The following is a 24,721-nucleotide window of genomic DNA, read 5'->3' on the forward strand; positions in this document are numbered from 1 at the left end:
GAAAACTGCCGTTTTTCGCAATAAATACTTTGTTACCCCTGATGCGTTGTAACGCGGCCTACTAGATAATCGCGCGCTACGGGGATCAGCGTTCGTTGGCCCATTTTGACTTAAGTAGAGACTTGTCCTAGGCCGTTTGGGGAATCATTTTGCCCCATCGGAGTCGGAACAATGCTCGCCAACCTGGCATCTAGATAGCTGGCCGTTGGTTTATTGATTTGTTTTCGGCGAGGGTTGCTCGTGATTGTTAGTCCCTGTAACGCACCTAATTTGTTTGCCAAACGGTTACGAAACGCACTGGTGACGGGCTCTGCGCTAATCTGCCTGTTCGGTGCCGGTCCACTCATGGCATTCAGTCTGGATGATGTGTCGGCCAAAGCCAAAGACCTGGCCGAGCAGAAGTACGAAGCCCCGCGCAGTAACCTGCCGAACGAGTTTCGTGACATGAAGTTCGCGGACTACCAGAAAATCCGCTTCCTCACCGAAAAAGCTGAATGGGCCGATAAGAAGACCCCGTTCAAGCTGTCGTTCTATCACCAGGGCATGCACTTCGACACGCCGGTGAAGATCAACGAAATCGGCGCCAAAAGCGTTACCGAGATCAAGTACGACCCGAGTCGTTTCGATTTCGGCGACGTCAAGTTCGATCCCAAAGCCACCGATAAGCTTGGCTACGCCGGTTTTCGCGTCCTGTACCCGATCAACAAAGCCGACAAGCAAGACGAAATCATGACCATGCTGGGCGCGAGCTACTTCCGCGTCGTCGGCAAAGGTCACACCTATGGCCTGTCTGCCCGCGGCCTGGCGATCGACACGGCTTTGCCGTCCGGCGAAGAGTTTCCGCGCTTCAGCGAGTTCTGGATTCAACAACCCAAACCGACCGACAAATTCCTGGTGATCTACGCGCTGCTGGATTCGCCACGGGCCACCGGTGCTTATCGCCTGACCCTGCGCCCGGGCGCCGACACCATCGTCGACGTCAAGGCTCGAGTGTTCCTGCGGGACAAGGTTGGCAAGCTGGGCCTGGCCCCGCTGACCAGCATGTACCTGTTCGGCGCCAACCAGCCGTCGAAAGTCCTCAACTACCGTCGCGAGTTGCATGACTCCAGCGGCCTGTCGATCCATGCCGGCAATGGCGAGTGGATCTGGCGTCCGCTGAACAACCCGAAACACTTGGCCGTGAGCAACTTCTCGGTAGAGAACCCGCGCGGTTTCGGTCTGCTGCAACGTGGTCGTGACTTCAGCCACTACGAAGACCTCGACGACCGCTACGACAAGCGCCCAAGCGCGTGGATCGAGCCCAAGGGCGACTGGGGCAAGGGCACGGTCGATCTGGTGGAAATCCCTACCGCGGACGAAACCAACGACAACATCGTGGCGTTCTGGAACCCGGAAAAACAACCCGAGCCAGGCCAGCCGCTGGACTTCGCTTACCGTATGCACTGGACCATCGACGAAGCCGCTTTGCATGATCCTGACAGCGCCTGGGTGCAACAGACCCTGCGCTCCACCGGTGACGTCAAGCAATCCAACCTGATTCGCCAACCCGATGGCAGCGTGGCCTATCTGGTGGACTTTGTAGGCCCGTCCCTGGAGGCGTTGCCGGAGGACACCGAGGTTCGCAGCCAAGTCAGCGTAGGTGACAACGCTGAGCTTGTGGAGAACAGCGTTCGCTACAACCCGCAAACCAAAGGCTGGCGCCTGACCCTGCGGATGAAGATCAAGGACGCGAGCAAATCCACCGAAATGCGCGCCGCGCTGGTGCGCGACATGCCGGTGGCCGAGCCGGCCAAGGCTTCGACGTCCAACTCCAATTCCTCCATCGCCAAGGCCGACAAGATCGCCGCCAAGCAGCAGGAGAAGAAGAACAAGGAAGCTGCAGCCGCCAAACAGGCCGAAGCCAAGCCGGCCAAGGATGCCCAAGACGCGAAGAGCGTCAAGGACAAGGCCCCTAAAGACGCCAAGCAGCCTGCTGCTGCCGAGGCGGCCCCAGCCACGCCGGAACCGGTTAACACGGAACAAGTCCTGACCGAGACCTGGAGCTATCAGTTGCCTGCCGATGAGTAACTCTCCACTACAGCCAGCGTCGCTTGCCGAGTACCTGGCTCACCTGCCGATGTCGGATGAGCAGCGCGCCGAACTCGCGGGCTGCCAGTCCTTTAGCGAGTTGCACCAGCGCTTGTCGTCCAAGGCCTTCGATGAGTCCGCCGATGCCGCCCAGGTCTCGGTGGGCGAGCGCCTGAGCCTGAGCACCGCCGCCGAGCTTGAAGACGCCGAGATGCTGGGTGTCGACGCCCAGGGCCGGGTGTGCCTCAAGGCCACGCCGCCGATCCGCCGCACCAAGGTAGTGCCGGAGCCGTGGCGTACCAATATCCTGGTGCGTGGCTGGCGGCGTTTGACTGGGCGCACCAATCCACCCGCGCCACCCAAGGACGAACGGGTGCTGCCCGCTGCCCGCTGGCGCACCGTGGGTTCGATCCGGCGCTACATTCTGCTGGTGCTGATGCTCGGTCAGACCATCGTCGCCGGCTGGTACATGAAAGGCATCATGCCGTACCAGGGGTGGTCTTTCGTCGACCTGGAGGAGGTGATGCACCAACCGCTGACGCTCACCGCGCAGCAGGTGCTGCCTTATGCCTTGCAGACCAGCATCCTGATCCTGTTCGGCATCCTGTTCTGCTGGGTATCGGCGGGCTTCTGGACTGCATTGATGGGCTTTCTGGAGCTGCTGACCGGTCACGACAAGTACCGCATCTCCGGGGCCAGCGCCGGCAACGAGCCGATTCCCAGGGAGGCGCGCACTGCCTTGGTGATGCCGATCTGCAACGAAGACGTGCCGCGGGTATTCGCCGGGCTGCGGGCGACCTTCGAGTCGGTGGCGGCCACCGGGGATCTCGACCGTTTCGACTTTTTCGTCCTCAGCGACAGTAACGACAGCGATATCTGCGTCGCCGAGCAGCAGGCCTGGCTGGAGGTGTGCCGCGAGGCCAAGGGCTTCGGCAAGATCTTCTACCGCCGTCGCCGCCGCCGGGTGAAACGCAAGAGCGGCAATCTCGACGACTTCTGCCGACGCTGGGGCGGTGATTACAAGTACATGGTGGTGCTCGACGCCGACAGCGTGATGAGCGGTGAGTGCCTGACCAGCCTGGTGCGCCTGATGGAAGCCACGCCGGATGCGGGGATCATCCAGACCGCGCCGCGGGCCTCGGGCATGGACACGCTGTATGCGCGCATGCAGCAGTTCGCGACCCGGGTCTACGGCCCGTTGTTCACCGCCGGCCTGCACTTCTGGCAGTTGGGTGAGTCCCACTATTGGGGCCACAACGCGATCATCCGCATGAAGCCCTTCATCGAGCACTGCGCCCTGGCGCCGTTGCCCGGTAAAGGCGCCTTTGCCGGTGCGATCCTGTCCCACGACTTCGTCGAAGCCGCGCTGATGCGCCGTGCCGGCTGGGGCGTGTGGATTGCCTACGACCTGCCTGGCAGTTACGAAGAGCTGCCACCGAACCTGCTGGACGAGCTCAAGCGTGACCGTCGCTGGTGCCACGGCAACCTGATGAACTTCCGCCTGTTCCTGGTCAAGGGCATGCACCCGGTACACCGCGCGGTGTTCCTCACCGGGGTGATGTCGTACCTGTCGGCGCCGCTGTGGTTTTTCTTCCTGGTGCTGTCCACCGCGCTGCTGGCAGTCAATACCCTGATGGAGCCGCAGTACTTCCTCGAGCCACGGCAACTGTATCCGCTGTGGCCGCAGTGGCACCCGGACAAAGCCATCGCGCTGTTCTCCACGACTATCGTGCTGCTGTTCCTGCCGAAGTTGTTGAGCATCATCCTGATCTGGGCCAAGGGCGCGAAAGAGTTTGGTGGCAAGTTCAAGGTCACCCTGTCGATGCTCCTGGAGATGCTGTTCTCCATGCTGTTGGCGCCGGTGCGGATGATTTTTCACACCCGTTTCGTCCTGGCCGCGTTCCTCGGCTGGGCCGCGACCTGGAACTCGCCACAGCGTGACGATGACTCCACGCCCTGGAGCGAGGCGGTGCGTCGCCATGGCCCGCAGACCCTGCTGGGCTTTTGCTGGGCGCTGCTGGTGATCTGGCTGAACCCGAGCTTTCTCTGGTGGCTGGTGCCGATCGTCGGTTCGCTGATGCTGTCGATCCCGGTGTCTGTGATCTCCAGCCGTGTTGGCCTGGGCCTGAAGTCCCGTGACGAGAGTCTGTTCCTGATTCCCGAGGAATATGCGCCGCCCCAGGCGCTGCTGGCGACCGATCAGTACACCCACGAGAACCGCTGGCATGCGCTTAACGACGGCTTTGTCCGAGCCGTGGTGGATCCGCAGCAGAACGCTCTGGCCTGTGCCTTGGCCACATCCCGCCACACCCAGGCCGAGCCGATCGAGTGGCTGCGCCAGGAGCGCGTGCGCCATGCGCTCAAAGTCGGTCCGGCGGCGTTGAACAACAGTGAGCGTCTGGCGCTGTTGAGTGATCCGGTGACTTTGGGCCGCCTGCACCAGCAGGTCTGGAGCGAGGGGCATCGCGAGTGGCTGAGCGCTTGGCGCCAATCGGTGGATGCCGACCCCCATGCGCCGCTGCTGCCCTTGCAGCCGCTGATCGCGGCGCCGCAACCGGCCTGAAGCCAACGCCCTTGAGCCCCCGCTCAAGGGCGTTTTATTGTGTGCCGCCGATGTTTCCGACTCTGCCTGGCCGGCTAACAAAAACCCTTGTGCAAATGCCCGAGTGCGTTAGCATCGCTCCCGCGAATTTCTGTGCGTGATCGACAACGGCTTGATATCCGGAGATTTTTCATTTCAGGCCTACTGCGCACAAACACCACAATAAAATGGCTTCAGGGGACTTGAGATGAAGAAGTATCTTTCGCTGCTGCTGGCAGGCGCCGCCGCCTTGCTGGCCGTCAACACGGCCCAGGCCGGCGCCATCGATGACGCGGTCAAGCGCGGTACGCTGAAAGTCGGCATGGACCCGACCTACATGCCCTTCGAAATGACCAACAAACGCGGCGAAATCATTGGCTTTGAAGTCGATTTGCTCAAGGCCATGACCAAGTCCATGGGGGTGAAGCTGGAGATGGTCTCCACCGGCTACGACGGCATCATCCCGGCCCTGCTGACCAACAAATTCGACATGATCGGCAGCGGCATGACCCTGACTCAGGAACGCAACCTGCGCCTGAACTTCAGCGAACCCTTCATCGTGGTCGGCCAAACGCTGCTGATCCGCAAGGAGCTGGAAGGCACCATCAAGTCGTACAAGGACTTGAACAGCGCCGATTACCGCATTACCTCCAAGCTGGGCACCACCGGGGAAATGGTCGCCAAGAAGCTGATCGCCAAAGCCAAGTACCACGGCTACGACAACGAGCAGGAAGCCGTGCTGGACGTGGTCAACGGCAAGGCTGACGCCTTCATCTACGACGCCCCGTACAACGTGGTGGCGCTGAACAAGGTCGGCAACGGCAAGCTGGTGTTCCTCGACAAGCCCTTCACTTACGAACCTTTGGCCTTTGGTCTGAAGAAGGGCGATTACGACAGCCTCAACTTCATCAACAACTTCCTGCACCAGATCCACGAAGACGGCACCTACGATCGCATCCATGCCAAGTGGTTCAAGAGCACCGCGTGGCTCAAGGACATGGAATAAGCGCCAGGTACGCGCTGCGCGGTTGATCGCAGACACGCTTGCCCCCAGCACATCGGCAATGTGCGCGTGGGGCGAGCTGGCGTGCGATGACGTGTTGTTAGCCTCCGCCGAACCTCCTCGCTGCACACTGCTGGAACCTGCAAAGTGAACAAACACAACAAAGCCCAATGGCCCTGGCACGTGCTCACCGTGCTGGTGCTGGTCGTCCTGGCCGGCGCCCTGTATTACGCCACCTCGCTGATGGCCTACGAATGGCGCTGGAACCGCGTGCCGCAGTACTTCGTCTATCAAGCCGAAGAGTCGCAGCGGGCGTCGGAGATCTCCACCGTCATCGAGGTGGTACGCAAGGGTGACAAGGCCGAGGTCACGCTGCGCAGCGATGCTGGCGATGAGCAGCAACTGAGCGTTGCTGAAAACAGCCTGCAAGTGGCGCGTGGCGATGACGTGGCCGAGGGGGATGTCATCGGCGTGACTCGGCACTGGGCGGCAGGACCGCTGCTGTGGGGGCTGTGGACCACCTTGTGGTTGTCGGCGGTGTCTGGCGTGCTGGGGCTGATCATCGGCCTGGGCACGGGCTTGTGCCGGCTGTCAAACAACCCGACCCTGCGCGACCTGTCGACGATCTATGTCGAACTGGTGCGGGGCACGCCGTTACTGGTGCAAATCTTCATCTTCTATTTCTTTATTGGCACGGTGCTCAACCTGTCCCGGGAATTTGCCGGGATTGCCGCGCTGTCGCTGTTCACTGGGGCCTATGTGGCGGAGATCGTTCGCGCCGGGGTGCAGTCCATTGCCCGTGGCCAGAATGAAGCAGCCCGTTCCTTGGGCCTCAGTGCCGGTCAGTCGATGCGCCATGTGGTGCTGCCCCAGGCCTTCAAGCGGGTCCTACCGCCGCTGGCCGGGCAGTTCATCAGCCTGGTCAAGGACACTTCGCTGGTGTCGGTGATTGCGATCACCGAGTTGCTGAAAAGTGGCCGGGAAGTCATCACCACCTCGTTCTCGCCGTTCGAGATTCTGTTCTGCGTGGCGGGCCTGTACTTGTTGATCAACCTGCCGCTGTCGAAAATTGCCAGCCGGCTTGAGCGGAGGCTCGCGCAAAGTGATTGAAGTCCGCGATCTGGTAAAAGTCTTCAACGCTCGCGGCCAGGTGGTGCGGGCGGTGGATAACGTCACTACCCAGGTGGCCAAGGGCGAAGTGCTGGTGGTGATCGGTCCTTCCGGTTCCGGAAAGTCGACCTTCCTGCGCTGCCTCAATGGTCTGGAGGTATTCGACTCCGGCTCGGTGAGCATCGACGGGGTGTCACTGGCCGACCCCAAGACTGATGTGAATGCCTATCGGCGGGAAGTGGGCATGGTGTTCCAGCACTTCAATCTGTTCCCTCACATGACGGTGCTGGAAAACCTCTGCCTGGCGCAGAAGGTGGTGCGCAAGCGCGGCAAGCAGGAGCGTGAGGCCAAGGCCCTGGCACTGCTGGAGAAGGTGGGGATTGCGCAGAAGGCGCATGAGTTTCCCTCGCGGCTTTCTGGGGGGCAGCAGCAGCGGGTGGCGATAGCCCGGGCCTTGGCCATGGAACCCAAGGTCATGCTGTTCGACGAGCCCACCTCGGCCCTGGACCCGGAAATGGTCGGCGAAGTGTTGGACGTGATGAAAACCCTGGCCGTGGAAGGCATGACCATGGTTTGCGTGACCCACGAGATGGGGTTTGCCCGGGAAGTGGCGGATCGAGTGCTGTTTTTCGATCATGGCAAGCTGCTGGAAGATGCCGCGCCGGATGTATTCTTCGACTCCCCGCAAGACCCACGGGCCCAGGCATTCCTACGCCAGGTGCTGTAGCCGCTGCCGAGCGCGAGGCTGCGCCAGGGCCCAAAGGGCCTTCGTCCCCAGCTCCCAGCCGCCGAAGGCCACGATCGTAGCGTCGATCGCGGCTTCGGCGGTGGCTGCAAGGGCAATCAGACCCGGAAACGTCCCACCAGGCCCTGCAAGTGAATCCCCAAGCGCGCCAGCTCAGCGCTGGAGGCGGCGGTTTCCTCGCTGGCCGATGATGTCTGTTCGGACACATCCCGTACATTCAACACGCTGCGATTGATCTCTTCGGCCACGGCGCTCTGCTGCTCGGCGGCGGCGGCGATCTGCTGGTTCATGGCCTGGATCGCCGACACGGTGCGGGTGATGTTTTCCAGGGAACCGCCGGCCCGGCGGGTCAGCTCGACGCTGCTATCGGTCAGGCTGCGGCTGGTGTCCAGGGTGCTGGCCACTTGCTGGGTACCGCTTTGCAGGCCGACGATCAGTTCGGCGATTTCTTCGGTGGATTGCTGGGTGCGTTGGGCCAGGCTGCGCACTTCATCCGCCACCACGGCGAAACCGCGTCCTGCTTCACCGGCTCGCGCCGCCTCGATCGCGGCGTTGAGGGCCAGCAGGTTGGTTTGCTGGGCCACCGACTTGATCACGTCCAAGACGCTGCCGATCTTGTCGCTTTCCAGCTTGAGATGGCCCATGGCTTCGGTGGAGTTGCCGACTTCGTTGGCCAGGCGCTCGATCTGGGCAATGGCTTCGTTGACCACCCGATCGCCTTCACGCGCTTGCTGGTCGGCCGCTACGGCCGCCTCGGAGGCTTCCTCGGCGTTGCGCGCCACCTCTTGCACTGTGGCCGCCATCTCATTCATTGCCGTGGCCACTTGGTCGGTTTCGACTTTCTGGCTGTTGACCCCGGTGCTGGTTTGCTCGGTGACGGCGGACAATTGCTCGGCGGCGCTGGCGATCTGGGTGACACCCTCGCTGATACCGCCGATCAGTTCTCGCAGGCCCAGGGTCATGCGCTGCATCGCGCTTTGCAGTTGGCCCATTTCATCGCGTCGATCCACTGCCAGATTCTGGCTGAGATCGCCAGCAGCCACCCGCTCAGCGGCTTTGAGCGTTTGCTGCAGGGGCGAGATGATCTGTCGGGTGATGGCCCAGGCGGCAATCAGGCCGAACACCAGCGCCAGTACCGTGGCGATCAGTAGGGTGCTCCTGGCCTGATAGGCATCGCTGTCGCGCTTGGCGGTTTGTGCGGCGGTCAGTTGTTTGCTCAGGTCCATCAGCCGTGCGCCTTGGGTGGCCATACGCTTGAGTGCGTCGTTGCTGGCTTGCTCGGCATCGCTGACCGCACTGACGGCTGCACGGTACGCCTTCAGCGACTCGCTGGCCTGCTGCAGCTTGGCGAGGTGCTGCTCGGGCAGCCGCGAAGGCAGGCTGGTGAGGTAGTTCAGGGCGTTGTCGATCGCATCCAGGGCCGGTTGCCTGGCTTCGGGTTTGGCGCTGTAGGTGTAGCCGCGCACCTGGAAGCGCGCCTGCTGGATCAGTTTCGAGAGTTCAATGATGCTGTTGAATTGCGCCACGCTATCGCCTTGTAGCAGTGACTTTTCGACCTCCGCGACCCGGTTCACGGCGTTGTCCGCGGTGGCGCCAAGCTTGGATCTTGCTTCCTCGCGCTGGGTGATGGCACGGGTCATGTCGGCGAAGGCCTTGCGGTACTCGGCCATGGTGAGCAGTTGCTGATCAACCATCGCGGTGCTTTCGGGATGCTGCAGCTGGAGGCGGGCCGCTTGCAGGCCGTCGTCGAGTTGCTTGAGCAAGTCGTTGACCGCGGCCGGGCCCTGCTCGCCATGCGTCTTCTCATAGTTGAGGCGGGCGATACGCAGGTCCTTGCTCAGGGCGTTGAGCGCAGAAATATTGCCCAGCTTGTCGCCCCGTTCGATTACACGACCCAAGCCGTTCCAGCCGGTGGCGGTGATCAATAAGGTCAGGAGCAGCACCAAGCCGAAGCCGACGCCGAGTTTAAGGCTGACGCTCAGGTTTCCCAGGTTTCGGGTTAGCCATCGATGCATGCTGCAGACTCCCTCAGTTGTTTGAGCTTAACGATAGGCTATCGGCGCGCATGTGCGATTCTGTAGCCGGTATGGCCTTTTGCCATGCGAGCGGTGTGTCCGCTCGGCGGTGCTCAGAACAGGCGTGAAAGGAGGGCGGTGACAGCTGTTTCGACTCGCAGGATGCGCTCGCCCAATTGCACCGGTTGCAGGCCTGCCTTGCCCAAAAGGTCGATCTCGTAGGGAATCCAGCCGCCTTCCGGGCCAATGGCCAGGGTCACCGGCTGATCCAGGCCGCGTGGGCAGGGTGGGTACGGGCCGGGATGGCCCACCAGTCCAAGGGTGTCTGCGCTCAAGGCCGGGAGGCGATCTTCGACGAAAGGTTTGAAGCGTTTCTCGATGAGTATTTCAGGCAGCACGCTGTCGCGGGCCTGTTCCAGGCCAAGGATCAGTTGTTCGCGAATGGCCTCGGGTTCGAGAAAAGGGGTCTGCCAGAAGCTCTTTTCCACCCGGTAGCTGTTGACCAGCACCAGCCGGGGCACGCCCATGGCGGCAACGGTCTGCAACACTCGGCGGAGCATCTTCGGTCGCGGCAGTGCCAGCACCATGGTCAGCGGCAGTTTGGTCGGTGGCGGCTGATCGAGGGTCACTTGCAGCTCGGCTTCAGCGGCCTCCAGGCGCAGGACCTGTGCGGTTCCCATCAAACCACCGATGCGCCCCACCCGCAGGCTGTCGCCCACGGCGACCCGATGCACTTCCTGCATGTGGGTCAGGCGCCGGTCGCGTAGCACCACACGGTCGGCCGCAATGAAATCGGCCTCCTCAAGTAGCAGCAGATTCACGCTTGGGTCGCTGGCGGTTGGTCGTCGTGATCGTTCGCCGAGGCATCGTCCGGGTGCTCGCCGCGCTTGCTGACCAGCCCACCGAACAATACGCCGATCTCAAACAGCAGCCACATGGGGATGGCCAGCAAGGTCTGAGAGAAGATGTCTGGCGGCGTGAGGATCATGCCCACCACGAAGCAGCCGATGATCACGTAGGGCCGGATCTTTCTCAGGTAGGTCACGTTGACCACGCCGATCCATACCAGCAGCACCACCGCCACCGGGATCTCGAAGGCCACGCCGAAAGCGAAGAACAGGGTCATGACGAAATCGAGGTAGCTGGTGATATCGGTCATCATTTCTACGCCGGCCGGGGTCGCGGCGGCGAAGAACTTGAAGACCAGTGGAAACACCAGGAAGTAGGCGAAAGCCATGCCTACGTAGAACAGTAGGATGCTCGACACCAGTAGCGGTACGGCGATGCGCTTTTCATGCTTGTACAGTCCGGGGGCGATAAAGCCCCAGATCTGGTGCAGGATCACTGGGATCGCCAGGAACAGCGAGACCATCATGGTCAGTTTCAACGGCGTGAGGAACGGCGAGGCAACGTCGGTGGCGATCATCGTCGCCCCCTCTGGCAGGTACTGGCGCAGCGGGGTCGAGACGATGGTGTAGATCTGCTGGGTGAAGGCGAACAATCCGGCGAAGATGAGGAAGATCGCCGCTACGCAGCGCAGCAGGCGGGTACGCAACTCGGTGAGGTGCGACACCAGCGGCATGTGTTGGTCGTTCTCTGGGATATCGCTCATGGGGCTCGCGGCGGCAAAGTGGAGTCGAGGGAGGCCGTGGTGGCGGGTGCTGCCGCCGGGGCTGCGGCGGGTGCGGGCGCTGCGGGCGTCTCGCCGGCTGGCGTTGCTTCGGCTACCGGCGCGGCGCTCGGCGCATGGATCGTCTGCTCGACCACCGGCTCCACCGACGGCGGGGACTGCGGGGTCGGCGCGAGGATTTTCCGCGCTTCCTGCTCCAGGGACAGAATGTGTTCGTTGTGCAGTTGCCGACGAATCTCGTCGGCCCCGATTTCACGTTCAACTTCCTGTTTTATCGCGTTGAAGCTGCGCTTCAGGCGCCCGACCCACAGGCCGGCGGTGCGCGCAGCGCCGGGCAGGCGCTCGGGGCCGAGCACCAGCAGGGCCACTAGGCCCACCAGCAGCAGTTCAGAGAAGCTGATACCAAACATTAGTCAGTGCTCACGAGTCTTTGCGGGTCGGCTCTTCGACTTTCTGCGCCTGCACATCGATGGTGTGCGGCTGGTTCAGTGACGCGCTCTGCTGCGGCTGAGCAGGTGCCGTTGGTTGTGCGGCTGGCGGTACCACGGGTTCGGCTGGCTTTTCTTCGTCGTTCATGGCCTTGCGAAAGCCCTTGATCGACTCACCGACGTCGGTGCCCAGGTTTTTGAGTTTCTTGGTACCAAAAACCAGTACCACGACCACCAGGATGACGACCCAGTGTTTCCAGTCAAAAATGCCCATGCTGCGTTTCCTCTTAGAAAGTTGTTCAGGCGGACGGACGCGAGGCTTTCTCGGCGTGTCCGGAAAGACCGAAGCGGCGATCCAGTTCATCGAGCACGGCCTGGGGATGCTGCCCCAGTTGCGCCAGCATCACCAGGGTGTGGAACCACAGATCCGCGGTTTCGTAGATCACATCGCTGCAGTCACCACTGATGGCTGCATCCTTGGCGGCGATGATGGTTTCCACCGACTCTTCGCCAACTTTTTCCAGAATCTTGTTCAAGCCCTTGTGATACAGGCTGGCCACGTAGGAGCTATCGGCTGCTGCGTCTTTACGCTCTTCCAGCACTTGGGCCAGGCGGGTGAGGGTATCGCTCATGTCAGTGTCCTGCAGAATAAATCGCGTGCGGGTCCTTGAGGACCGGTTCGACGGTTTTCCACTCGCCATCTTCATAGACGCGGTAGAAACAGCTGTGACGGCCAGTGTGGCAGGCAATGTCGCCAATCTGCTCGACCATCAGGATGATCACGTCAGCGTCGCAGTCCAGGCGCATTTCGTGGAGTTTTTGTACATGTCCGGACTCTTCGCCCTTGCGCCACAGTTTGCCACGCGAACGTGACCAGTAGATGGCGCGGTGTTCGGCGGCGGTCAGGCTCAGGGCCTCGCGGTTCATCCAGGCCATCATCAGCACGCGCCCGGTCTTGTGGTCCTGGGCGATGGCCGGCACCAGGCCGTCCGCGTCCCATTTGATCTGGTCCAGCCAATCTTTCATTTTCGACTCCGACAACCGGGCTCAACCCGCTGGTGACGCCTCGGCGATTGCGACAGTTTGCCAGCAGGTCGCGCCACTGGCTATCGGCGCACGATCAGATACAACCCCACCGCAATCATGAGGCCGGCAGGCCAGTGCCCCAGCTCGTGCAACGGACCGCCAGCGGCCAGAACCGCGCCGGCCCCCAGGTGAGCAGTGCCCAGCAGGCGCAGGAACCAGTCGTTCCGGCGTTTGCCCCCAGGCGCAGGAGGATCGCTGGCATGGGGTTGCGACAAGCGTTCGAGCAGGTCGCGGGTCATGTTGGCCAGGTGCGGCAGTTGCTCGATCTGGTTGTGGATATTGCCCAGGACCGTCTTGGGGCTGACGCGCTCGCGCATCCAGCGTTCAAGGAAGGGCTGCGCGGTGTTCCACAGGTCCAGGTCCGGGTACAACTGGCGGCCCAGGCCCTCGATGTTGAGCAAGGTTTTCTGCAGCAGTACGAGTTGCGGCTGCACTTCCATATTGAAGCGTCGGGCCGTCTGGAACAGGCGCATCAGCACTTGTCCGAAGGAGATGTCCTTCAACGGTTTTTCGAAGATTGGCTCGCACACAGTGCGGATCGCGGCTTCGAACTCGTTGAGTTTGGTTTCTGCCGGGACCCAGCCCGAGTCGATGTGCAACTGGGCCACGCGGCGGTAATCGCGCTTGAAGAAGGCGAACAGATTACGCGCCAGGTAGTCCTGGTCTTCCGGGGTCAGGCTGCCGACGATGCCGCAGTCGATGGCAATGTACTGCGGGCTCCAGGGTTGCACGGTGCTGACGAAAATATTGCCCGGGTGCATGTCGGCATGGAAGAAGCTATCGCGGAACACCTGGGTGAAGAAAATCTCCACGCCGCGTTCGGCGAGCATTTTCATGTCGGTACGCTGGTCGGCCAGGGTCGCCAGGTCCGTGACTTGAATGCCGTAGATACGCTCCATTACCAGCACTTTCGGTCGGCACCAGTCCCAATAGACCTGAGGCACATACAGCAGCGGCGAGCCCTCGAAGTTGCGCTTGAGCTGGCTGGCGTTGGCCGCCTCGCGCAGCAGGTCGAGTTCGTCGTAGATGGTTTTCTCGTAGTCGCTGACCACGTCGACCGGGTGTAGCAGGCGCGCGTCGGCAGAGATCTTCTCTGCGGCTCGGGCGAGTATGAACAACCACGCCAGGTCCTGAGCAATGATCGGCTTGAGGCCCGGGCGGATCACCTTGACCACCACTTCTTCGCCAGTCTTGAGCTTGGCGGCGTGCACCTGGGCCACCGAGGCCGAAGCCAGGGGCTCGATGTCGAAGCGGCTGAACACGTCATTGATTTTCTGGCCTAGCTGTTCTTCGATCAGGGCCATGGATTTTTTCGAGTCGAACGGCGGTACCCGATCCTGCAGCCGCATCAGTTCGTCGGCGATGTCTTCGGGCAACAGGTCGCGGCGGGTGGAGAGTATCTGTCCGAACTTGATGAAAATCGGCCCCAAGTCCTGCAATGCCAGGCGCAGGCGGGCGCCACGGCTCAGGTCCAGCGGCTTGCGCGGGAACCAGCGCCAGGGCAGGGCAAAGCGCAGGGTCAGAAGAAACCAGGGCAGGGGCAGCTCGAACAGCAGGTCATCGAGGCGGTAGCGGATCACAACGCGCTGAATGCGCAACAGACGGCGGACGGCAAGCAGCTTCATGCGTTATCGCTTGGGTCAAGGGATCGGGAAAGGCGTTCGAAGCGCGCCTCAAGGCGTTCCAGGTCGAGTTTGGCCTGATCCAGCTCGCGAAAGCGCGCTTCGGCTTCGCTCTGGCCCACCAGGGTCCGCGATTCTTCGGCGAGGAACTCGGCGAGGTTCTGATTCAGGCTGGCGAAGCCTTGTTGGTACCATCGCGCGCGGCTGCGCACATGGCCGCTGAACAACTGAGTGGCCACCGGGCCCAGCCACCGCGAGAGTTCGTATTCCCAGTCCAATTCAAGGTCCTGGAGAATCGCCGCCAGCTCCATTAGCGCGCCACTGTCACCGTCCAGCGTCACGTCCGGGCTGTGCAGGATCGCCGTCTTGTTCTTGCTCAGTGCCAGGCGCACCAGGTTCGATGCCGCTGCGCGCAGGGTGCAGTCAGGGTCGGCGGCCCACTGGCTGGCCAGCATCAGGCCTTCATCACTGGGCAGAATGAACAGTTGCAAAGCGGGACTGTGGCAGTCCACGGCGATCACCTTGCCATTGAGGTGACCCAGGCGCGGCAGGGCCGTGCTGTCCAGACGCAGCACCCGGTTGATGCCAGTCTCGACGCTGACGAGCAGGCCGCTGAGCAGCATCAGGGTTTGATGCCGCGGTGCAGGGCGACGATGCCTGCGGTCATGTTGTGGTAGGTCACGCGGTCGAAACCGGCCTCGACCATCATCGACTTCAGGGTTTCCTGGTTGGGGTGCATGCGGATCGATTCGGCCAGGTAGCGGTAGCTTTCCGAGTCGTTGGTGATCAGCTTGCCGGCCATGGGCATGAAGGCGAACGAATAGGCGTCGTAGACCTTGGACATCAGTGCGTTGGTCGGCTTGGAGAACTCCAGGACCAGCAGGCGACCACCGGGCTTGAGCACCCGCAGCATGGAGCGCAGGGCGTCTTCTTTATGGGTGACGTTGCGCAGGCCGAAGGCAATGGTCACGCAGTCGAAATGGTTGTCCGGGAAGGGCAGTTTTTCCGCGTCAGCCTGAACGAACTCGACGTTGCCGGCCACGCCCAGGTCCAGCAAGCGGTCGCGACCGACTTTAAGCATCGACTCGTTGATGTCAGCCAGCACTACCTGGCCGGTAGGGCCCACCAGATGGGAGAAGCGCTTGGTCAGATCGCCCGTGCCACCGGCAATGTCCAGCACGCGGTTGCCGGCGCGCACGCCCGACAGCTCAATGGTGAAGCGTTTCCACAAACGATGCATGCCACCGGACAGGACGTCGTTCATCAGGTCGTACTTGGCCGCTACTGAGTGGAACACCTCGGCGACTTTCTCCGCTTTCTGGCTTTCCGGAACGTTCTTGAAACCGAAGTGGGTGGTGGGTTCGGCATCGCTGCCTTTGCGCTGATCAGTCATATCGCTGTCACCAAAAGAGAATGCGCGACATTCTAATGCCGGTGACGGTCTTTGTCTTGGCAAGGCTGAATGTAAGATAGCGAACCGCCGGGACGTTTTGACGCATGCAGGGTCAAGATGCTCCAGGCAAGTCCCTAACCAGCAGGAGCCTTTCAATGGCCCGTATCAGTGTTGAACGTACCCATGGCCTGGGTAAGCAGGTGGCCCGTGAAAAGGCTGACAAACTGGCGCAAAAACTCGCCGATCAATATGGCCTTGAGCCACGGTGGGCGGGTGACACCCTGAACCTCAAGCGCTCCGGGATCAAAGGCACGGTACAGGTGGGCGAGGCGTCTATCAGGATCGATGTTGACTTGGGGCTGTTGATGTCGGCCATGAGCGGCACGATCAAGTCCGAGATCGAAAAGGCCTTGGACAAGGCCCTGGCCTGATCGTTGTTTCAGGACGCTGCCTGTGTACCGCGCCATAGTTGTATTGCATTCGTTAGGGTGCCGATTCTAATTATTCTCTTTAGGTTGTGCCTCAGGTCCTCTTTCTGGGGACGGTTCCTCAAACCTTCTGCGCGTGAGGTGCACCATGGCCAAAGTAGTTCTGAAGAAAAAAGTTGATGCTCGATCGACGACACTGAGCGATGTCAAATCCTATGCCCGCAAGATCTGGCTGGCAGGCCTGGGCGCCTACGCCAAAGTCGGTCATGAGGGTAGCGAGTACTTTCAAGAGTTGGTCAAAACCGGTCAGTCCGTTGAAAAGAAAGGCAAAAAAGCGGTCACTGAACAGCTGGAAGCGGCCAACACTCAGATAGACAGCGTTAAAGGGGATGTCAGTACCTTAAAAGGCAAGGTTGAAGTGCAACTGGATAAGGTCGAAAAGGCTTTTGACACGCGCGTCGCCAGTGCCTTGAATCGTATCGGCATTCCGTCTAAACATGACGTTGAGACACTCTCTGCTAAGCTCGATGAGCTGACGGCGTTGCTCGAACGTGTCGCGCGTGAACATTAAGGAGAACGGGATGGCTGGTAAAAAGAATACTGAAAAAGAAGGCAGCTCGTGGATCGGGAAAGTCGAAGAGTACTCCCGTAAAATCTGGCTTGCTGGTTTAGGCGTGTACTCGAAAATCGACTCTGACGGCAGCAAGCTTTTCGATACTTTGGTTAAAGACGGCGAGAAAGCCGAGAAACTGACCAAGAGTGTAGTGGGCAAGAAAGTTGATGCCGCCAAAGACTCCGCAAGTTCGGCCAAGTCGCGCATCAGTGATGTCAAGGATCGCGCCATGGGTAAGTGGGACGAACTTGAGGGCGCGTTCGACAAGCGCCTGAACAGTGCCATCTCGCGTCTGGGCGTACCAAGCCGCAACGAAGTGAAGGCGCTGCACGAAAAGGTCGACACCCTGACCAAGCAGATTGAAAAACTCACGGGGGCCAAGGTTGCGCCGGTTGCGGCGAAAACCGCTGCCAAAACGGCGGCCAAGCCTCTGGCCAAGCCAGTTGCCAAAGCCGCGGCCAAACCTGCTGCCAAGCCTGCGGCGAAAACCGCCGCGGCCAAGCCCGCAGCTAAGCCTGCCGCCAAACCTGCGGTAAAAACCGCGGCCAAGCCTGTCGCCAAGCCTGCTGCGGCGAAAAAGCCTGCAGCCAAGAAGCCCGCAGTGGCCAAGCCTGCGACTGCGGCGCCGGTAGCCGCGGCCAGTTCGGCGAATTCCGCCGCAGCGCCAAGCTCGGCTGTAACCCCGACCGCCATCGCGACCCCAGCGACACCCAGCAGTCAGTCCTGATTGCATCAGGCAGACAAAAACGCCCGACCTGCCAAGGTCGGGCGTTTTTTATTGGCTGATCGCTAGTCCGGCTATTGCTGTTCGTCCAGGTAACGCAGGGCCATTTGCTCGGTGGCCAGTTTCGCAGGTGGCAGCAGGTGCGGCGCCACCAGCATCATGATCTGGTAGACCACCAGGCGCACTTCCCCCTCGCGATCGAGAATCCGTTGGTAATCCAGGGAGAACAACAGCGTCAGGGTGATCTGTTCCACCAGTTGGCCCAGCGCCTGGGTGCCGCTTACCAGTTGCCCCATGGCTTTTAGCCGAGCCAACAGCGATGCGAGCGTGCGTTTGAGGGCGTTGAGCAGGTTACGAATGCCCTTGGCCAGTTTTGGCAAGCGCCCGGCCAGGTTGGACAGGTCCTGGAACAGAAAGCGGTAGTGGGCCAGTCGCTCGACAATCAGGTGCAGAAACAGCCAATAGTCTTCCGGCGCCAACTGCGCGTCGGACGGCGGGTCCAGCAGCGGGGTCAGTTCGCTCTGGAACCGCTCGAACAGGCTGAGTATCAGCGGCTCCTTGCCGTGGAAGTGGTAGTAGAGGTTGCCTGGGCTGATCCCCATTTCATTGGCCACCTCCATGGTGGAGACATTGGGCTCGCCCTTCTGGTTGAACAACTGCAGGGCACATTCGAGTATCCGGTCGCGGGTTTTCATCCTGACTTCTTGTCGTTCCATTCAAAGGTGCGACTCCTGCGCGGAGTCGTCATGCAAAGTCTTTTCAGCGCACGCGCACGTAGGTGCCCGGTGCGGCCTCCATCGGCGGATAGTTCTGATTGCCGAGGGTGGTCAGGGTTTCCCGTTGTGCCCCCGAATGCTCCTGGATCCAATCCAGCCATTCGCTCCACCAACTGCCGTCGACATGCTTGGCGTCGTAGTACCAAGCTCGTGGGTCGCCGCTGAGCTTGTGGTTCTCCACGTAGTTGGCTTTGGGGTTGTTTGGCGGGTTGAGAATGCTCTGCACATGCCCGCTGTTGGACAGCACAAAGCGCTTGGAACCGCCCAGTAGCAAGGTCGAGCGGTAAACCGCGTCCCAGGGCGTGATGTGATCGTTGATTCCGGCCACGCTGAAGCTGTCCAGCGTGACCTTCTGCAGGTCGATTGGCGTGCCGCAGACTTCCAGTCCGCCGACGTGGCTCAACGGGTTGTGCTTGAAGAAATCCAGCAGGTCCCCATGCAGGGCGGCCGGTAGCCGAGTGCTGTCGTTGTTCCAGTAGAGGATGTCGAAGGCCGGTGGTTCTTTGCCCAGCAAGTAGTTGTTGACCCAGTAGTTCCAGATCAGGTCGTTGGGGCGCATCCAGGCAAAGACCTTGGCCATGTCGCGGCCGTCCAGAACACCCTGCTGATACGAACGTCGCTTGGCCGCTTCCAGGGTTTTCTCGTCGGCGAACAGCGTGGCCGGGCTGTCCAGCTGGCTGTCCAGAAGACTCACCAGGTAAGTGGCGCTGGCGACCCGGCGCAGTTGCCGCTTGGCCTGCAGGTGCCCTTGCAGGGCGGCGATGGTCAGACCGCCGGCGCAGGCTCCCATCAGGTTCACTTCCCGGCTGCCGGTAATCGTCCGGGTGACATTCAAGGCTTCCTCGGCGGCTTCGACGTAGCTCGACAGGCCCCACTCGCGATGGCGCACATCCGGGTTGCGCCAACTGACCATGAACACCTGCAGGCCGTTCTTCAGAGCGTACTGGACGAAGCTGTTATGTGGGCTGAGATCGAAGATGTAGTACTTGTTGATTTGTGGCGGCACGATCAGTAGCGGCTTGGCGTACTGCTTCTCGCTCATGGGGCTGTACTGGATCAGTTCCAGCAGTTCATTGCGAAACACCACCGAGCCCGGAGTCACCGCTAGGTTCTTACCGATTTCGAAGGCGTGCTTGGTCACCTGGCTGGGCAACCCATTGTTGTGCAGCAGGTCATCCAGCAGGTTGCCGATGCCACGCACCACGCTGTTGCCTCCGCTATTGAAGATCTCCTTGAGGGCCAGGGGATTGAGCAGGGTGTTGGAGGGAGACACCGCGTCGTTGAGCAGGGAGAAGGCAAAGTGCGCCCGAGCCCGGTCGTCCTCGCTCATGCCGCTGTCGTCGATCCAGTGCCGAACCTGCTTTTGCCAGCTGAGGTAGGCCTGCAAGCCTCGTTTGTAAAAGGGGTTGAGGGTCCAGGCCGGGTCGGCGAATCGGTTGTCCTTGGGGCTGGGTTTATGCAGGGTTTCGCCGAGCAGCACGCGTCCCAACTGGCCGCCCAGGGCCAGGGTGTGACGGGCGCTGTGCAACGGGTTGCGCAAACTGTGGGCCGCCAGGCTGCGCAACGTCGAGAGCAGGTCCCGGCCGCGAAGACCGGTAATCGCGCTCTGCGCGTTGATGTATGCCGCAGGGGATGGCACCAAGCCCTGCGCGGGTTTGTCTTGCATGAGTCAACACTCCTTCGTCAAACCACTAACAAGCAGACCAATCCAAGACAGACAACATAGTCGGTCCTGGCCCTTCTCGCGCGCGACGATCCTGTCGACAGAGTTGTTTTATTTCGTAGGGTGCAACGGCAGTGGGTGCGGATGCATCACCGCCCGTTGCCGTTCTTCCTGGAGGAACTTCATGATGATTGGGGCAACGGCTTCGGCCCGGGTGATCAGGAACAGGTGGCCGTCGTCGATGATGTGCAGTTGGGCGTTGGGAATTCGCCAGGCCAGCATGCGCATGTTGATCAAGGGAATCAGCGGGTCGTCGTCACCGGCCAGTACCAGGGTTGGCTGATGGATCTTGTGTAGCCAATGAATGCTGGTCCAGCCCACGCCTGCAAACAGTTGCCAGTAGTAACCCAGCTTGCCGGCCGAGCGCACCTTGGCCGCGTGCTCGGCGGCCAGGTTCGGGTCACGGCGGAAAGAGCCGCCGTAAATCAGCGGCGCAATGCGCATGACGTGGGAGGGCTGCACGTAGCGCCGGGGACTGGCCATCATCATCAGCACTTTGGGTTTGCCTGGCACCATGAAGGCGCCGGCGGCGGTGGCGGCCAGCACCAGCTTTTTGCAGCGCTCGGGATAGTCATAGGCGAACTGTTGAGCCAGCGCTCCACCCCAGGACACGCCCACCGCGTTGACCTGGCCGTAGTCGAGGTAATCGAGCATGCGCGCTGTCAGTTTGGCCAGCCCGGGAAATCGATAAGGCCGACTGGGCGTCGAGGAGCCGCCTACGCCGGGGACATCAAAGGCGATGACCTCCAAGTCCGGGTCCAGCGCCTGAATGAAGGGAAACACCAGCTCCAGGTTGGCGCCGATGCCGTTGAAAATCAGCAGCGGCGTCAAGTGAGGCTTGCCGGGGCGTACTGCGGTGCGGATGGACTGACCATCCAGGTCGACGGTACGGAAGATGAACGAGTGTGGCATGCCGTAGCCCTTTGAATTGAACCGTAGGAGGTGCTGTCCCGGGCACTTTCCGGATTATCTGAGGCCAGGCCTCGTATTAAGAATAGGGCTTGGCGGCACTTTCTGACGCCGCATGGATCAAGACGCGGACCTTAGCGCTCATGGACATAGGTCCCCGGCGCTGCCTCGGCGGCTGGATGTTTTTTGTTGCCCAGTACCTGCGGCGCCGGTTTCAGTTCGCCCGAGCGCTCCGCCTGCCAGGCCTGCCAGTGCAACCACCAGGAATCGGTGTGCTTGACCGAATCTTCTTGCCACTGGTCAGGGCAGGCCGGGATCTCGGTGCTGGTCATGTAACGCGCTTTGGGGTTGCCCGGTGGATTCAGGATGCTCTGGATGTGGCCGCTGCTGGACAACACGAATTCAACCTTGCCGCCGAACAGCTGCGCCGACTTGTAGCAGGACTTCCACGGGGTGATGTGATCATTGGTGCCGGCCAGGGAAAAGATATCGGCCGTCACCTGTTTCAGGTCAATCGGCGTGCCGCACACTTCCAGTGCATTGGCTCGAACCAGTGGATTGTTTTTGAACATTTCGATCAGGTCGCCGTGGAACGCGGCGGGCAGGCGGGTGGTGTCGTTGTTCCAGAACAGGATGTCGAACACCGGTGGTTCGTTGCCCAGCAGGTAGTTGTTGACCCAGTAGTTCCAGATCAGATCGTTGGGGCGCATCCAGGCAAACACCTTGGCCATGTCGCGACCTTCGAGCACCCCGGCCTGGTAGGAGTGGCGCTTGGCCGCTTCCAGGGTTTGCTCGTCGACGAACAGCGCCACCTGGGTATCCAGGGTGGTGTCGAGCACGCTGACCAGCAGGGTCAGGGCGTTGACCTTCTTTTGCCCTAGAGCGGCGTAGTGGCCCAGCAGCGCGGTGCAGGTAATGCCTCCGGAGCAGGCGCCGAGCATGTTGACGTCCTTGCTGCCAGTGATCGCGGTGACCACATCGACTGCTTCTTTGAGGGCTTCGATGTAGGTGGACAGGCCCCATTCCCGTTGTGCCTTGGTGGGGTTGCGCCAACTGACGATGAACGTCTGTACGTTGTTGCGCAGGCAAAAGCGCGCCAGGCTCTTGTCCGGGCTGAGGTCGAAGACATAGAACTTGTTGATCTGGGGGGGGACCACCAGCAGCGGGCGCTCATGCACCTGCTCGGTGATCGGCCGGTACTGGATCAGTTCCAATACATCATTGCGAAACACCACTGCACCTTCGCTGGTGCCGAGGTTTTTGCCGACCTCAAAGGCGTCCATGTTGACCTGGCTGGGCATGCCACCGTTGTGTACCAGATCCTTGGCCAGGTGAGACAGGCCATCCAGCAGGCTCTTGCCGCCGGTCTCAAAGAAACGTTTGACTGCGGCGGGGTTGGCGGCGCTATTGGTTGGGGCCATGGCTTCGGTCATCAGGTTGATCACGAAGTGCCCGCGGCTGATGTCCTGGGCGGACAGGCTGCTGTCGTCGATCCAGTCATGGAGCTCTTTGCGCCATGCCAGGTAGGTTTGCAGATAGCGTTTGTACAGCGGGTTCTGACTCCAGGCCGGATCATTGAAACGACGATCGTCGCTTTCCGGTTGCAGGGCCGACTTGCCGAACATCACGTCCTTGAGTTCCAGGCCGAAGTGGGCGACGTGTTTGACACTGTGGATGGGTTGTTTGATGGCCTGGGTGAGCACCATGCGAGCAGAGGTAAGCAGATCCTTTCTACGCAAGCCAATGACCGGATTGAGCCCCAGGGTGTTTTCCGAGGCTTGGCGTTTTAGGTCATCGTTATTTTTGTTACTCATCTACGACGCTCCATTGTCCTGAGACGAGTACCGGACCTGCTGTGCAGTCACACAGCACGATGCCAGGTACTACTGTTCGGGTGACCGATAATTGCGCACCGCTGCTTTTTAGTTCAGAAAGCTCTGCAGGGAACTGGCCAGTTCCATTGGTTACCCGAGTTTAATTTTTTTCGCAAGCAGGCCATTCATTGGCCATACAGCCGTGCATTCAAACAGATGAAATTAGAAAATGCCCTCTAAACAGCCGAAGGTCTGAACTAGAGCATCAGCTTGACCACGGACTCATTCGGATCGCGGGATTTTCCGGCGGCTTTGAGTTCCGCCAGATAATCGCTCCACAGCGTGTCTTGGCGCAGGGCTAACTGATACAGGTAGTCCCAGGTGAACAAGCCGCTGTCATGGCCGTCGTCGAAGGTCAGTTTCAGCGCGTACTGACCAGCGGCTTCGACCTTGCTCAGGCCGACGCCGAGCTTGCCGAATTGCAGGATGGGTTTGCCATGGCCCTGGACCTCGGCGGAGGGGGAGTGCACGCGCAAGAACTCGGCGGGCAGGTGGTAGACCTCGTCCGGCCCGTAGGTCAGGGTCAGGGTTTTCGAGGCCTTGTGCAGATTGATGCCGGTGGGGAGTTTAGTCATGGAGGCAGCTTAAAGCTGCACGCTACAAGCTACAAGATGACCGCGATCAACTTGCAGCTTGAGGCTTGCCGCTTGTTGCTTAAAGGATGTAGCGGGACAGATCTTCGTTCTGCGCCAACTCGCCCAAGTGGCTGTTGACGTAGGCAGCGTCGATGCGGATCGGTGTTTCGCTGTGAGCGCTGGCCAGGTCGCCGGCGCTGAACGACACCTCTTCCAGCAGGCGCTCAAGCAAGGTGTGCAGGCGGCGCGCACCGATGTTCTCGGTCTTCTCGTTAACCTGCCAGGCGATTTCCGCCAGACGCTTGATGCCATCGGGCAGGAACTCGATGCTCAAGCCTTCGGTCTTGAGCAGCTCGCGGTATTGCTCGGTCAGGGAGGCGTGCGGCTCGCTGAGGATGCGCTCGAAGTCTTCTGGTGACAGCGCCTTGAGTTCCACGCGAATCGGCAGCCGGCCTTGCAGTTCCGGCACCAGGTCGCTGGGCTTGCTCAGGTGGAAGGCGCCGGAGGCAATGAACAGAATGTGATCGGTCTTGACCATGCCCAGCTTGGTGTTGACTGTGCAACCTTCGATCAGGGGCAGCAGGTCGCGTTGTACGCCTTCACGGGACACGTCGACGCCGCCGGAGTTGCCACGCTTGGCGACTTTGTCGATCTCGTCGATAAACACGATGCCGTGTTGCTCGACCGCTTCCAGGGCCTTGGCTTTGAGCTCTTCGTCATTGACCAGGCGGCTGGCTTCTTCATCGCGCACCAGCTTTAGCGCTTCCTTGACCTTGAGCTTGCGGCTCTTGCGCTTGCCCTTGCCCATGTTGGCGAACAGGCTTTGCAATTGGTTGGTCATTTCTTCCATGCCCGGTGGCGCGGAAATGTCGATGCCGGTGACTTCTGCCACTTCGATCTCGATTTCCTTGTCATCCAGCTGGCCTTCGCGCAGGCGCTTGCGGAACAGCTGCCGGGTGTTGGAGTCCTGGGAGGGCGCTTCATCGCTGTTGAAGCCCATGCGCGCGGGCGGCAGCAGGGCATCGAGGATGCGCTCTTCGGCGGCATCTTCGGCACGATGGCGAACGCGGATCATTTCCTGTTCGCGGAACATTTTGATCGCCGCGTCGGCCAGGTCGCGAATGATCGATTCAACGTCACGGCCAACGTAGCCGACTTCGGTGAACTTGGTGGCTTCGACCTTGATGAACGGGGCATTGGCCAGTTTGGCCAGGCGCCGGGCGATTTCGGTCTTGCCGACACCGGTAGGGCCGATCATCAGGATGTTCTTGGGGGTTACTTCAACGCGCAGCTCCGCCGGCAGTTGCATGCGGCGCCAGCGGTTACGCAGGGCGATAGCGACGGCGCGCTTGGCATCGTCCTGGCCGATGATATGGCGGTTGAGTTCGTGGACGATTTCGCGGGGTGTCATGGACATAG

At 60.9% G+C, this 24,721-nt stretch carries 24 protein-coding genes and 1 pseudogene; 8 read left to right on the plus strand and 17 right to left on the minus strand.

Annotation, left to right across the window (positions count from 1 at the left end; all coding sequences use genetic code 11):
• Nucleotides 1-270: 270 nt before the first annotated feature.
• The 5 genes from PLD_RS17285 to PLD_RS17305 all read left to right on the plus strand — a co-directional run bounded on the left by PLD_RS17285 (nucleotide 271) and on the right by PLD_RS17305 (nucleotide 7,488).
• Nucleotides 271-2,067 (plus strand): glucan biosynthesis protein G, encoded by a 1,797-nt coding sequence (locus tag PLD_RS17285; RefSeq protein ID WP_371929061.1) that lies wholly within the window; start codon nucleotides 271-273, stop codon nucleotides 2,065-2,067.
• Entirely contained in the window at nucleotides 2,060-4,630 is a 2,571-nt protein-coding gene (mdoH, locus tag PLD_RS17290) for a glucans biosynthesis glucosyltransferase MdoH (RefSeq protein ID WP_159894806.1), read from the plus strand. Before PLD_RS17285 ends, mdoH begins: the two co-directional genes overlap by 8 nt.
• Nucleotides 4,631-4,856: 226 nt before the next feature.
• Nucleotides 4,857-5,654 (plus strand): transporter substrate-binding domain-containing protein, encoded by a 798-nt coding sequence (locus PLD_RS17295; protein ID WP_159894808.1) that lies wholly within the window; start codon nucleotides 4,857-4,859, stop codon nucleotides 5,652-5,654.
• A gap of 144 nt (nucleotides 5,655-5,798) precedes the next feature.
• Nucleotides 5,799-6,761, plus strand: a complete 963-nt coding sequence (locus tag PLD_RS17300) for an amino acid ABC transporter permease (RefSeq protein ID WP_159894810.1) — start codon at nucleotides 5,799-5,801, stop codon at nucleotides 6,759-6,761.
• Nucleotides 6,754-7,488, plus strand: a complete 735-nt coding sequence (locus PLD_RS17305) for an amino acid ABC transporter ATP-binding protein (RefSeq protein ID WP_159894812.1) — start codon at nucleotides 6,754-6,756, stop codon at nucleotides 7,486-7,488. Before PLD_RS17300 ends, PLD_RS17305 begins: the two co-directional genes overlap by 8 nt.
• 116 nt (nucleotides 7,489-7,604) lie before the next feature.
• Here PLD_RS17305 and PLD_RS31200 read toward each other — a convergent pair whose 3' ends face one another.
• The 11 genes and pseudogenes from PLD_RS31200 to ubiE form a co-directional block, all read right to left on the minus strand.
• Entirely contained in the window at nucleotides 7,605-8,477 is an 873-nt protein-coding gene (locus PLD_RS31200) for a methyl-accepting chemotaxis protein (RefSeq protein ID WP_371929089.1), read from the minus strand.
• Nucleotides 8,463-9,521 (minus strand): annotated as a pseudogene (locus PLD_RS31205) (methyl-accepting chemotaxis protein); the annotation flags it as partial. The gene PLD_RS31200 and the pseudogene PLD_RS31205, both read right to left, overlap by 15 nt.
• Before the next feature lie 113 nt (nucleotides 9,522-9,634).
• On the minus strand, nucleotides 9,635-10,342 hold the full coding sequence (locus PLD_RS17315) for a 16S rRNA (uracil(1498)-N(3))-methyltransferase (protein ID WP_159894816.1): 708 nt from the start codon (nucleotides 10,340-10,342) through the stop codon (nucleotides 9,635-9,637).
• Entirely contained in the window at nucleotides 10,339-11,133 is a 795-nt protein-coding gene (tatC, locus tag PLD_RS17320; RefSeq protein WP_159894818.1) for a twin-arginine translocase subunit TatC, read from the minus strand. The genes PLD_RS17315 and tatC overlap by 4 nt, the downstream gene beginning before the upstream one ends.
• Nucleotides 11,130-11,561 carry a Sec-independent protein translocase protein TatB gene (gene tatB, locus PLD_RS17325; protein WP_159894820.1) on the minus strand — a complete coding sequence of 144 codons (432 nt, stop codon included), beginning with the start codon at nucleotides 11,559-11,561 and terminating at the stop codon, nucleotides 11,130-11,132. Before tatB ends, tatC begins: the two co-directional genes overlap by 4 nt.
• A gap of 10 nt (nucleotides 11,562-11,571) precedes the next feature.
• On the minus strand, nucleotides 11,572-11,853 hold the full coding sequence (locus PLD_RS17330) for a twin-arginine translocase TatA/TatE family subunit (protein ID WP_159894822.1): 282 nt from the start codon (nucleotides 11,851-11,853) through the stop codon (nucleotides 11,572-11,574).
• Nucleotides 11,854-11,878: 25 nt separating this feature from the next.
• Nucleotides 11,879-12,211, minus strand: a complete 333-nt coding sequence (locus tag PLD_RS17335; RefSeq protein ID WP_011058798.1) for a phosphoribosyl-ATP diphosphatase — start codon at nucleotides 12,209-12,211, stop codon at nucleotides 11,879-11,881.
• A 1-nt stretch (nucleotide 12,212) separates the two neighbouring features.
• Nucleotides 12,213-12,605: a phosphoribosyl-AMP cyclohydrolase gene (gene hisI, locus PLD_RS17340; RefSeq protein WP_060837143.1), complete on the minus strand. Its 393-nt coding sequence runs from the start codon at nucleotides 12,603-12,605 to the stop codon at nucleotides 12,213-12,215.
• Nucleotides 12,606-12,685: 80 nt separating this feature from the next.
• Nucleotides 12,686-14,290 carry a ubiquinone biosynthesis regulatory protein kinase UbiB gene (ubiB, locus tag PLD_RS17345; RefSeq protein WP_159894824.1) on the minus strand — a complete coding sequence of 535 codons (1,605 nt, stop codon included), beginning with the start codon at nucleotides 14,288-14,290 and terminating at the stop codon, nucleotides 12,686-12,688.
• A complete protein-coding gene (locus PLD_RS17350) occupies nucleotides 14,287-14,910 on the minus strand; it encodes an SCP2 domain-containing protein (RefSeq protein ID WP_159894826.1) in 624 nt (207 codons plus the stop codon). Before PLD_RS17350 ends, ubiB begins: the two co-directional genes overlap by 4 nt.
• On the minus strand, nucleotides 14,910-15,680 hold the full coding sequence (gene ubiE / locus PLD_RS17355) for a bifunctional demethylmenaquinone methyltransferase/2-methoxy-6-polyprenyl-1,4-benzoquinol methylase UbiE (protein ID WP_159894828.1): 771 nt from the start codon (nucleotides 15,678-15,680) through the stop codon (nucleotides 14,910-14,912). The genes PLD_RS17350 and ubiE overlap by 1 nt, the downstream gene beginning before the upstream one ends.
• 155 nt (nucleotides 15,681-15,835) lie before the next feature.
• Here ubiE and PLD_RS17360 point away from each other — a divergent pair, with 155 nt between their 5' ends.
• The 3 genes from PLD_RS17360 (at nucleotide 15,836) to PLD_RS17370 (ending at nucleotide 17,448) form a co-directional block, all read left to right on the plus strand.
• Nucleotides 15,836-16,111 carry a polyhydroxyalkanoic acid system family protein gene (locus tag PLD_RS17360; RefSeq protein ID WP_159894830.1) on the plus strand — a complete coding sequence of 92 codons (276 nt, stop codon included), beginning with the start codon at nucleotides 15,836-15,838 and terminating at the stop codon, nucleotides 16,109-16,111.
• Nucleotides 16,112-16,256: 145 nt separating this feature from the next.
• On the plus strand, nucleotides 16,257-16,679 hold the full coding sequence (locus PLD_RS17365) for a phasin family protein (protein WP_159894832.1): 423 nt from the start codon (nucleotides 16,257-16,259) through the stop codon (nucleotides 16,677-16,679).
• A gap of 10 nt (nucleotides 16,680-16,689) precedes the next feature.
• Nucleotides 16,690-17,448 (plus strand): phasin family protein, encoded by a 759-nt coding sequence (locus PLD_RS17370; protein ID WP_159894834.1) that lies wholly within the window; start codon nucleotides 16,690-16,692, stop codon nucleotides 17,446-17,448.
• A gap of 71 nt (nucleotides 17,449-17,519) precedes the next feature.
• Here PLD_RS17370 and PLD_RS17375 read toward each other — a convergent pair whose 3' ends face one another.
• The 6 genes from PLD_RS17375 to hslU form a co-directional block, all read right to left on the minus strand.
• Nucleotides 17,520-18,140 (minus strand): TetR/AcrR family transcriptional regulator, encoded by a 621-nt coding sequence (locus PLD_RS17375; protein WP_159898164.1) that lies wholly within the window; start codon nucleotides 18,138-18,140, stop codon nucleotides 17,520-17,522.
• A 64-nt stretch (nucleotides 18,141-18,204) separates the two neighbouring features.
• Entirely contained in the window at nucleotides 18,205-19,887 is a 1,683-nt protein-coding gene (phaC, locus tag PLD_RS17380) for a class II poly(R)-hydroxyalkanoic acid synthase (RefSeq protein ID WP_159894836.1), read from the minus strand.
• Nucleotides 19,888-19,995: 108 nt separating this feature from the next.
• Complete coding sequence (gene phaZ, locus PLD_RS17385) at nucleotides 19,996-20,856, minus strand: poly(3-hydroxyalkanoate) depolymerase (protein WP_159894838.1); 861 nt, start codon at nucleotides 20,854-20,856, stop codon at nucleotides 19,996-19,998.
• Between the two features lie 131 nt (nucleotides 20,857-20,987).
• Nucleotides 20,988-22,667: a class II poly(R)-hydroxyalkanoic acid synthase gene (gene phaC / locus PLD_RS17390; RefSeq protein ID WP_159894840.1), complete on the minus strand. Its 1,680-nt coding sequence runs from the start codon at nucleotides 22,665-22,667 to the stop codon at nucleotides 20,988-20,990.
• A gap of 257 nt (nucleotides 22,668-22,924) precedes the next feature.
• Nucleotides 22,925-23,302, minus strand: coding sequence for a gamma-butyrobetaine hydroxylase-like domain-containing protein (locus PLD_RS17395; protein ID WP_159894842.1), 378 nt, complete (start codon nucleotides 23,300-23,302; stop codon nucleotides 22,925-22,927).
• A gap of 79 nt (nucleotides 23,303-23,381) precedes the next feature.
• Nucleotides 23,382-24,719 carry an ATP-dependent protease ATPase subunit HslU gene (gene hslU, locus PLD_RS17400; RefSeq protein ID WP_159894844.1) on the minus strand — a complete coding sequence of 446 codons (1,338 nt, stop codon included), beginning with the start codon at nucleotides 24,717-24,719 and terminating at the stop codon, nucleotides 23,382-23,384.
• Nucleotides 24,720-24,721 lie beyond the last annotated feature (2 nt).

It is taken from the genome of Pseudomonas sp. LD120 (assembly GCF_009861525.1).
Classification (GTDB): Bacteria; Pseudomonadota; Gammaproteobacteria; order Pseudomonadales; family Pseudomonadaceae; genus Aquipseudomonas.

Excerpts from the sequence above, each read along its gene's own strand:
- mdoH (WP_159894806.1), top strand. The coding sequence starts at position 2,060 with ATGAGTAACTCTCCACTACAGCCAGCGTCGCTTGCCGAGTACCTGGCT.
- PLD_RS17295 (WP_159894808.1), top strand. The coding sequence starts at position 4,857 with ATGAAGAAGTATCTTTCGCTGCTGCTGGCAGGCGCCGCCGCCTTGCTG.
- PLD_RS31200 (WP_371929089.1), bottom strand. The coding sequence starts at position 8,477 with ATGCAGCGCATGACCCTGGGCCTGCGAGAACTGATCGGCGGTATCAGC.
- tatC (WP_159894818.1), bottom strand. The coding sequence starts at position 11,133 with ATGAGCGATATCCCAGAGAACGACCAACACATGCCGCTGGTGTCGCAC.
- tatB (WP_159894820.1), bottom strand. The coding sequence starts at position 11,561 with ATGTTTGGTATCAGCTTCTCTGAACTGCTGCTGGTGGGCCTAGTGGCC.
- PLD_RS17330 (WP_159894822.1), bottom strand. The coding sequence starts at position 11,853 with ATGGGCATTTTTGACTGGAAACACTGGGTCGTCATCCTGGTGGTCGTG.
- PLD_RS17335 (WP_011058798.1), bottom strand. The coding sequence starts at position 12,211 with ATGAGCGATACCCTCACCCGCCTGGCCCAAGTGCTGGAAGAGCGTAAA.
- hisI (WP_060837143.1), bottom strand. The coding sequence starts at position 12,605 with ATGAAAGATTGGCTGGACCAGATCAAATGGGACGCGGACGGCCTGGTG.
- ubiB (WP_159894824.1), bottom strand. The coding sequence starts at position 14,290 with ATGAAGCTGCTTGCCGTCCGCCGTCTGTTGCGCATTCAGCGCGTTGTG.
- PLD_RS17350 (WP_159894826.1), bottom strand. The coding sequence starts at position 14,910 with ATGCTGCTCAGCGGCCTGCTCGTCAGCGTCGAGACTGGCATCAACCGG.
- ubiE (WP_159894828.1), bottom strand. The coding sequence starts at position 15,680 with ATGACTGATCAGCGCAAAGGCAGCGATGCCGAACCCACCACCCACTTC.
- PLD_RS17360 (WP_159894830.1), top strand. The coding sequence starts at position 15,836 with ATGGCCCGTATCAGTGTTGAACGTACCCATGGCCTGGGTAAGCAGGTG.
- PLD_RS17365 (WP_159894832.1), top strand. The coding sequence starts at position 16,257 with ATGGCCAAAGTAGTTCTGAAGAAAAAAGTTGATGCTCGATCGACGACA.
- PLD_RS17370 (WP_159894834.1), top strand. The coding sequence starts at position 16,690 with ATGGCTGGTAAAAAGAATACTGAAAAAGAAGGCAGCTCGTGGATCGGG.
- PLD_RS17375 (WP_159898164.1), bottom strand. The coding sequence starts at position 18,140 with ATGAAAACCCGCGACCGGATACTCGAATGTGCCCTGCAGTTGTTCAAC.
- phaC (WP_159894836.1), bottom strand. The coding sequence starts at position 19,887 with ATGCAAGACAAACCCGCGCAGGGCTTGGTGCCATCCCCTGCGGCATAC.
- phaZ (WP_159894838.1), bottom strand. The coding sequence starts at position 20,856 with ATGCCACACTCGTTCATCTTCCGTACCGTCGACCTGGATGGTCAGTCC.
- phaC (WP_159894840.1), bottom strand. The coding sequence starts at position 22,667 with ATGAGTAACAAAAATAACGATGACCTAAAACGCCAAGCCTCGGAAAAC.
- PLD_RS17395 (WP_159894842.1), bottom strand. The coding sequence starts at position 23,302 with ATGACTAAACTCCCCACCGGCATCAATCTGCACAAGGCCTCGAAAACC.
- hslU (WP_159894844.1), bottom strand. The coding sequence starts at position 24,719 with ATGTCCATGACACCCCGCGAAATCGTCCACGAACTCAACCGCCATATC.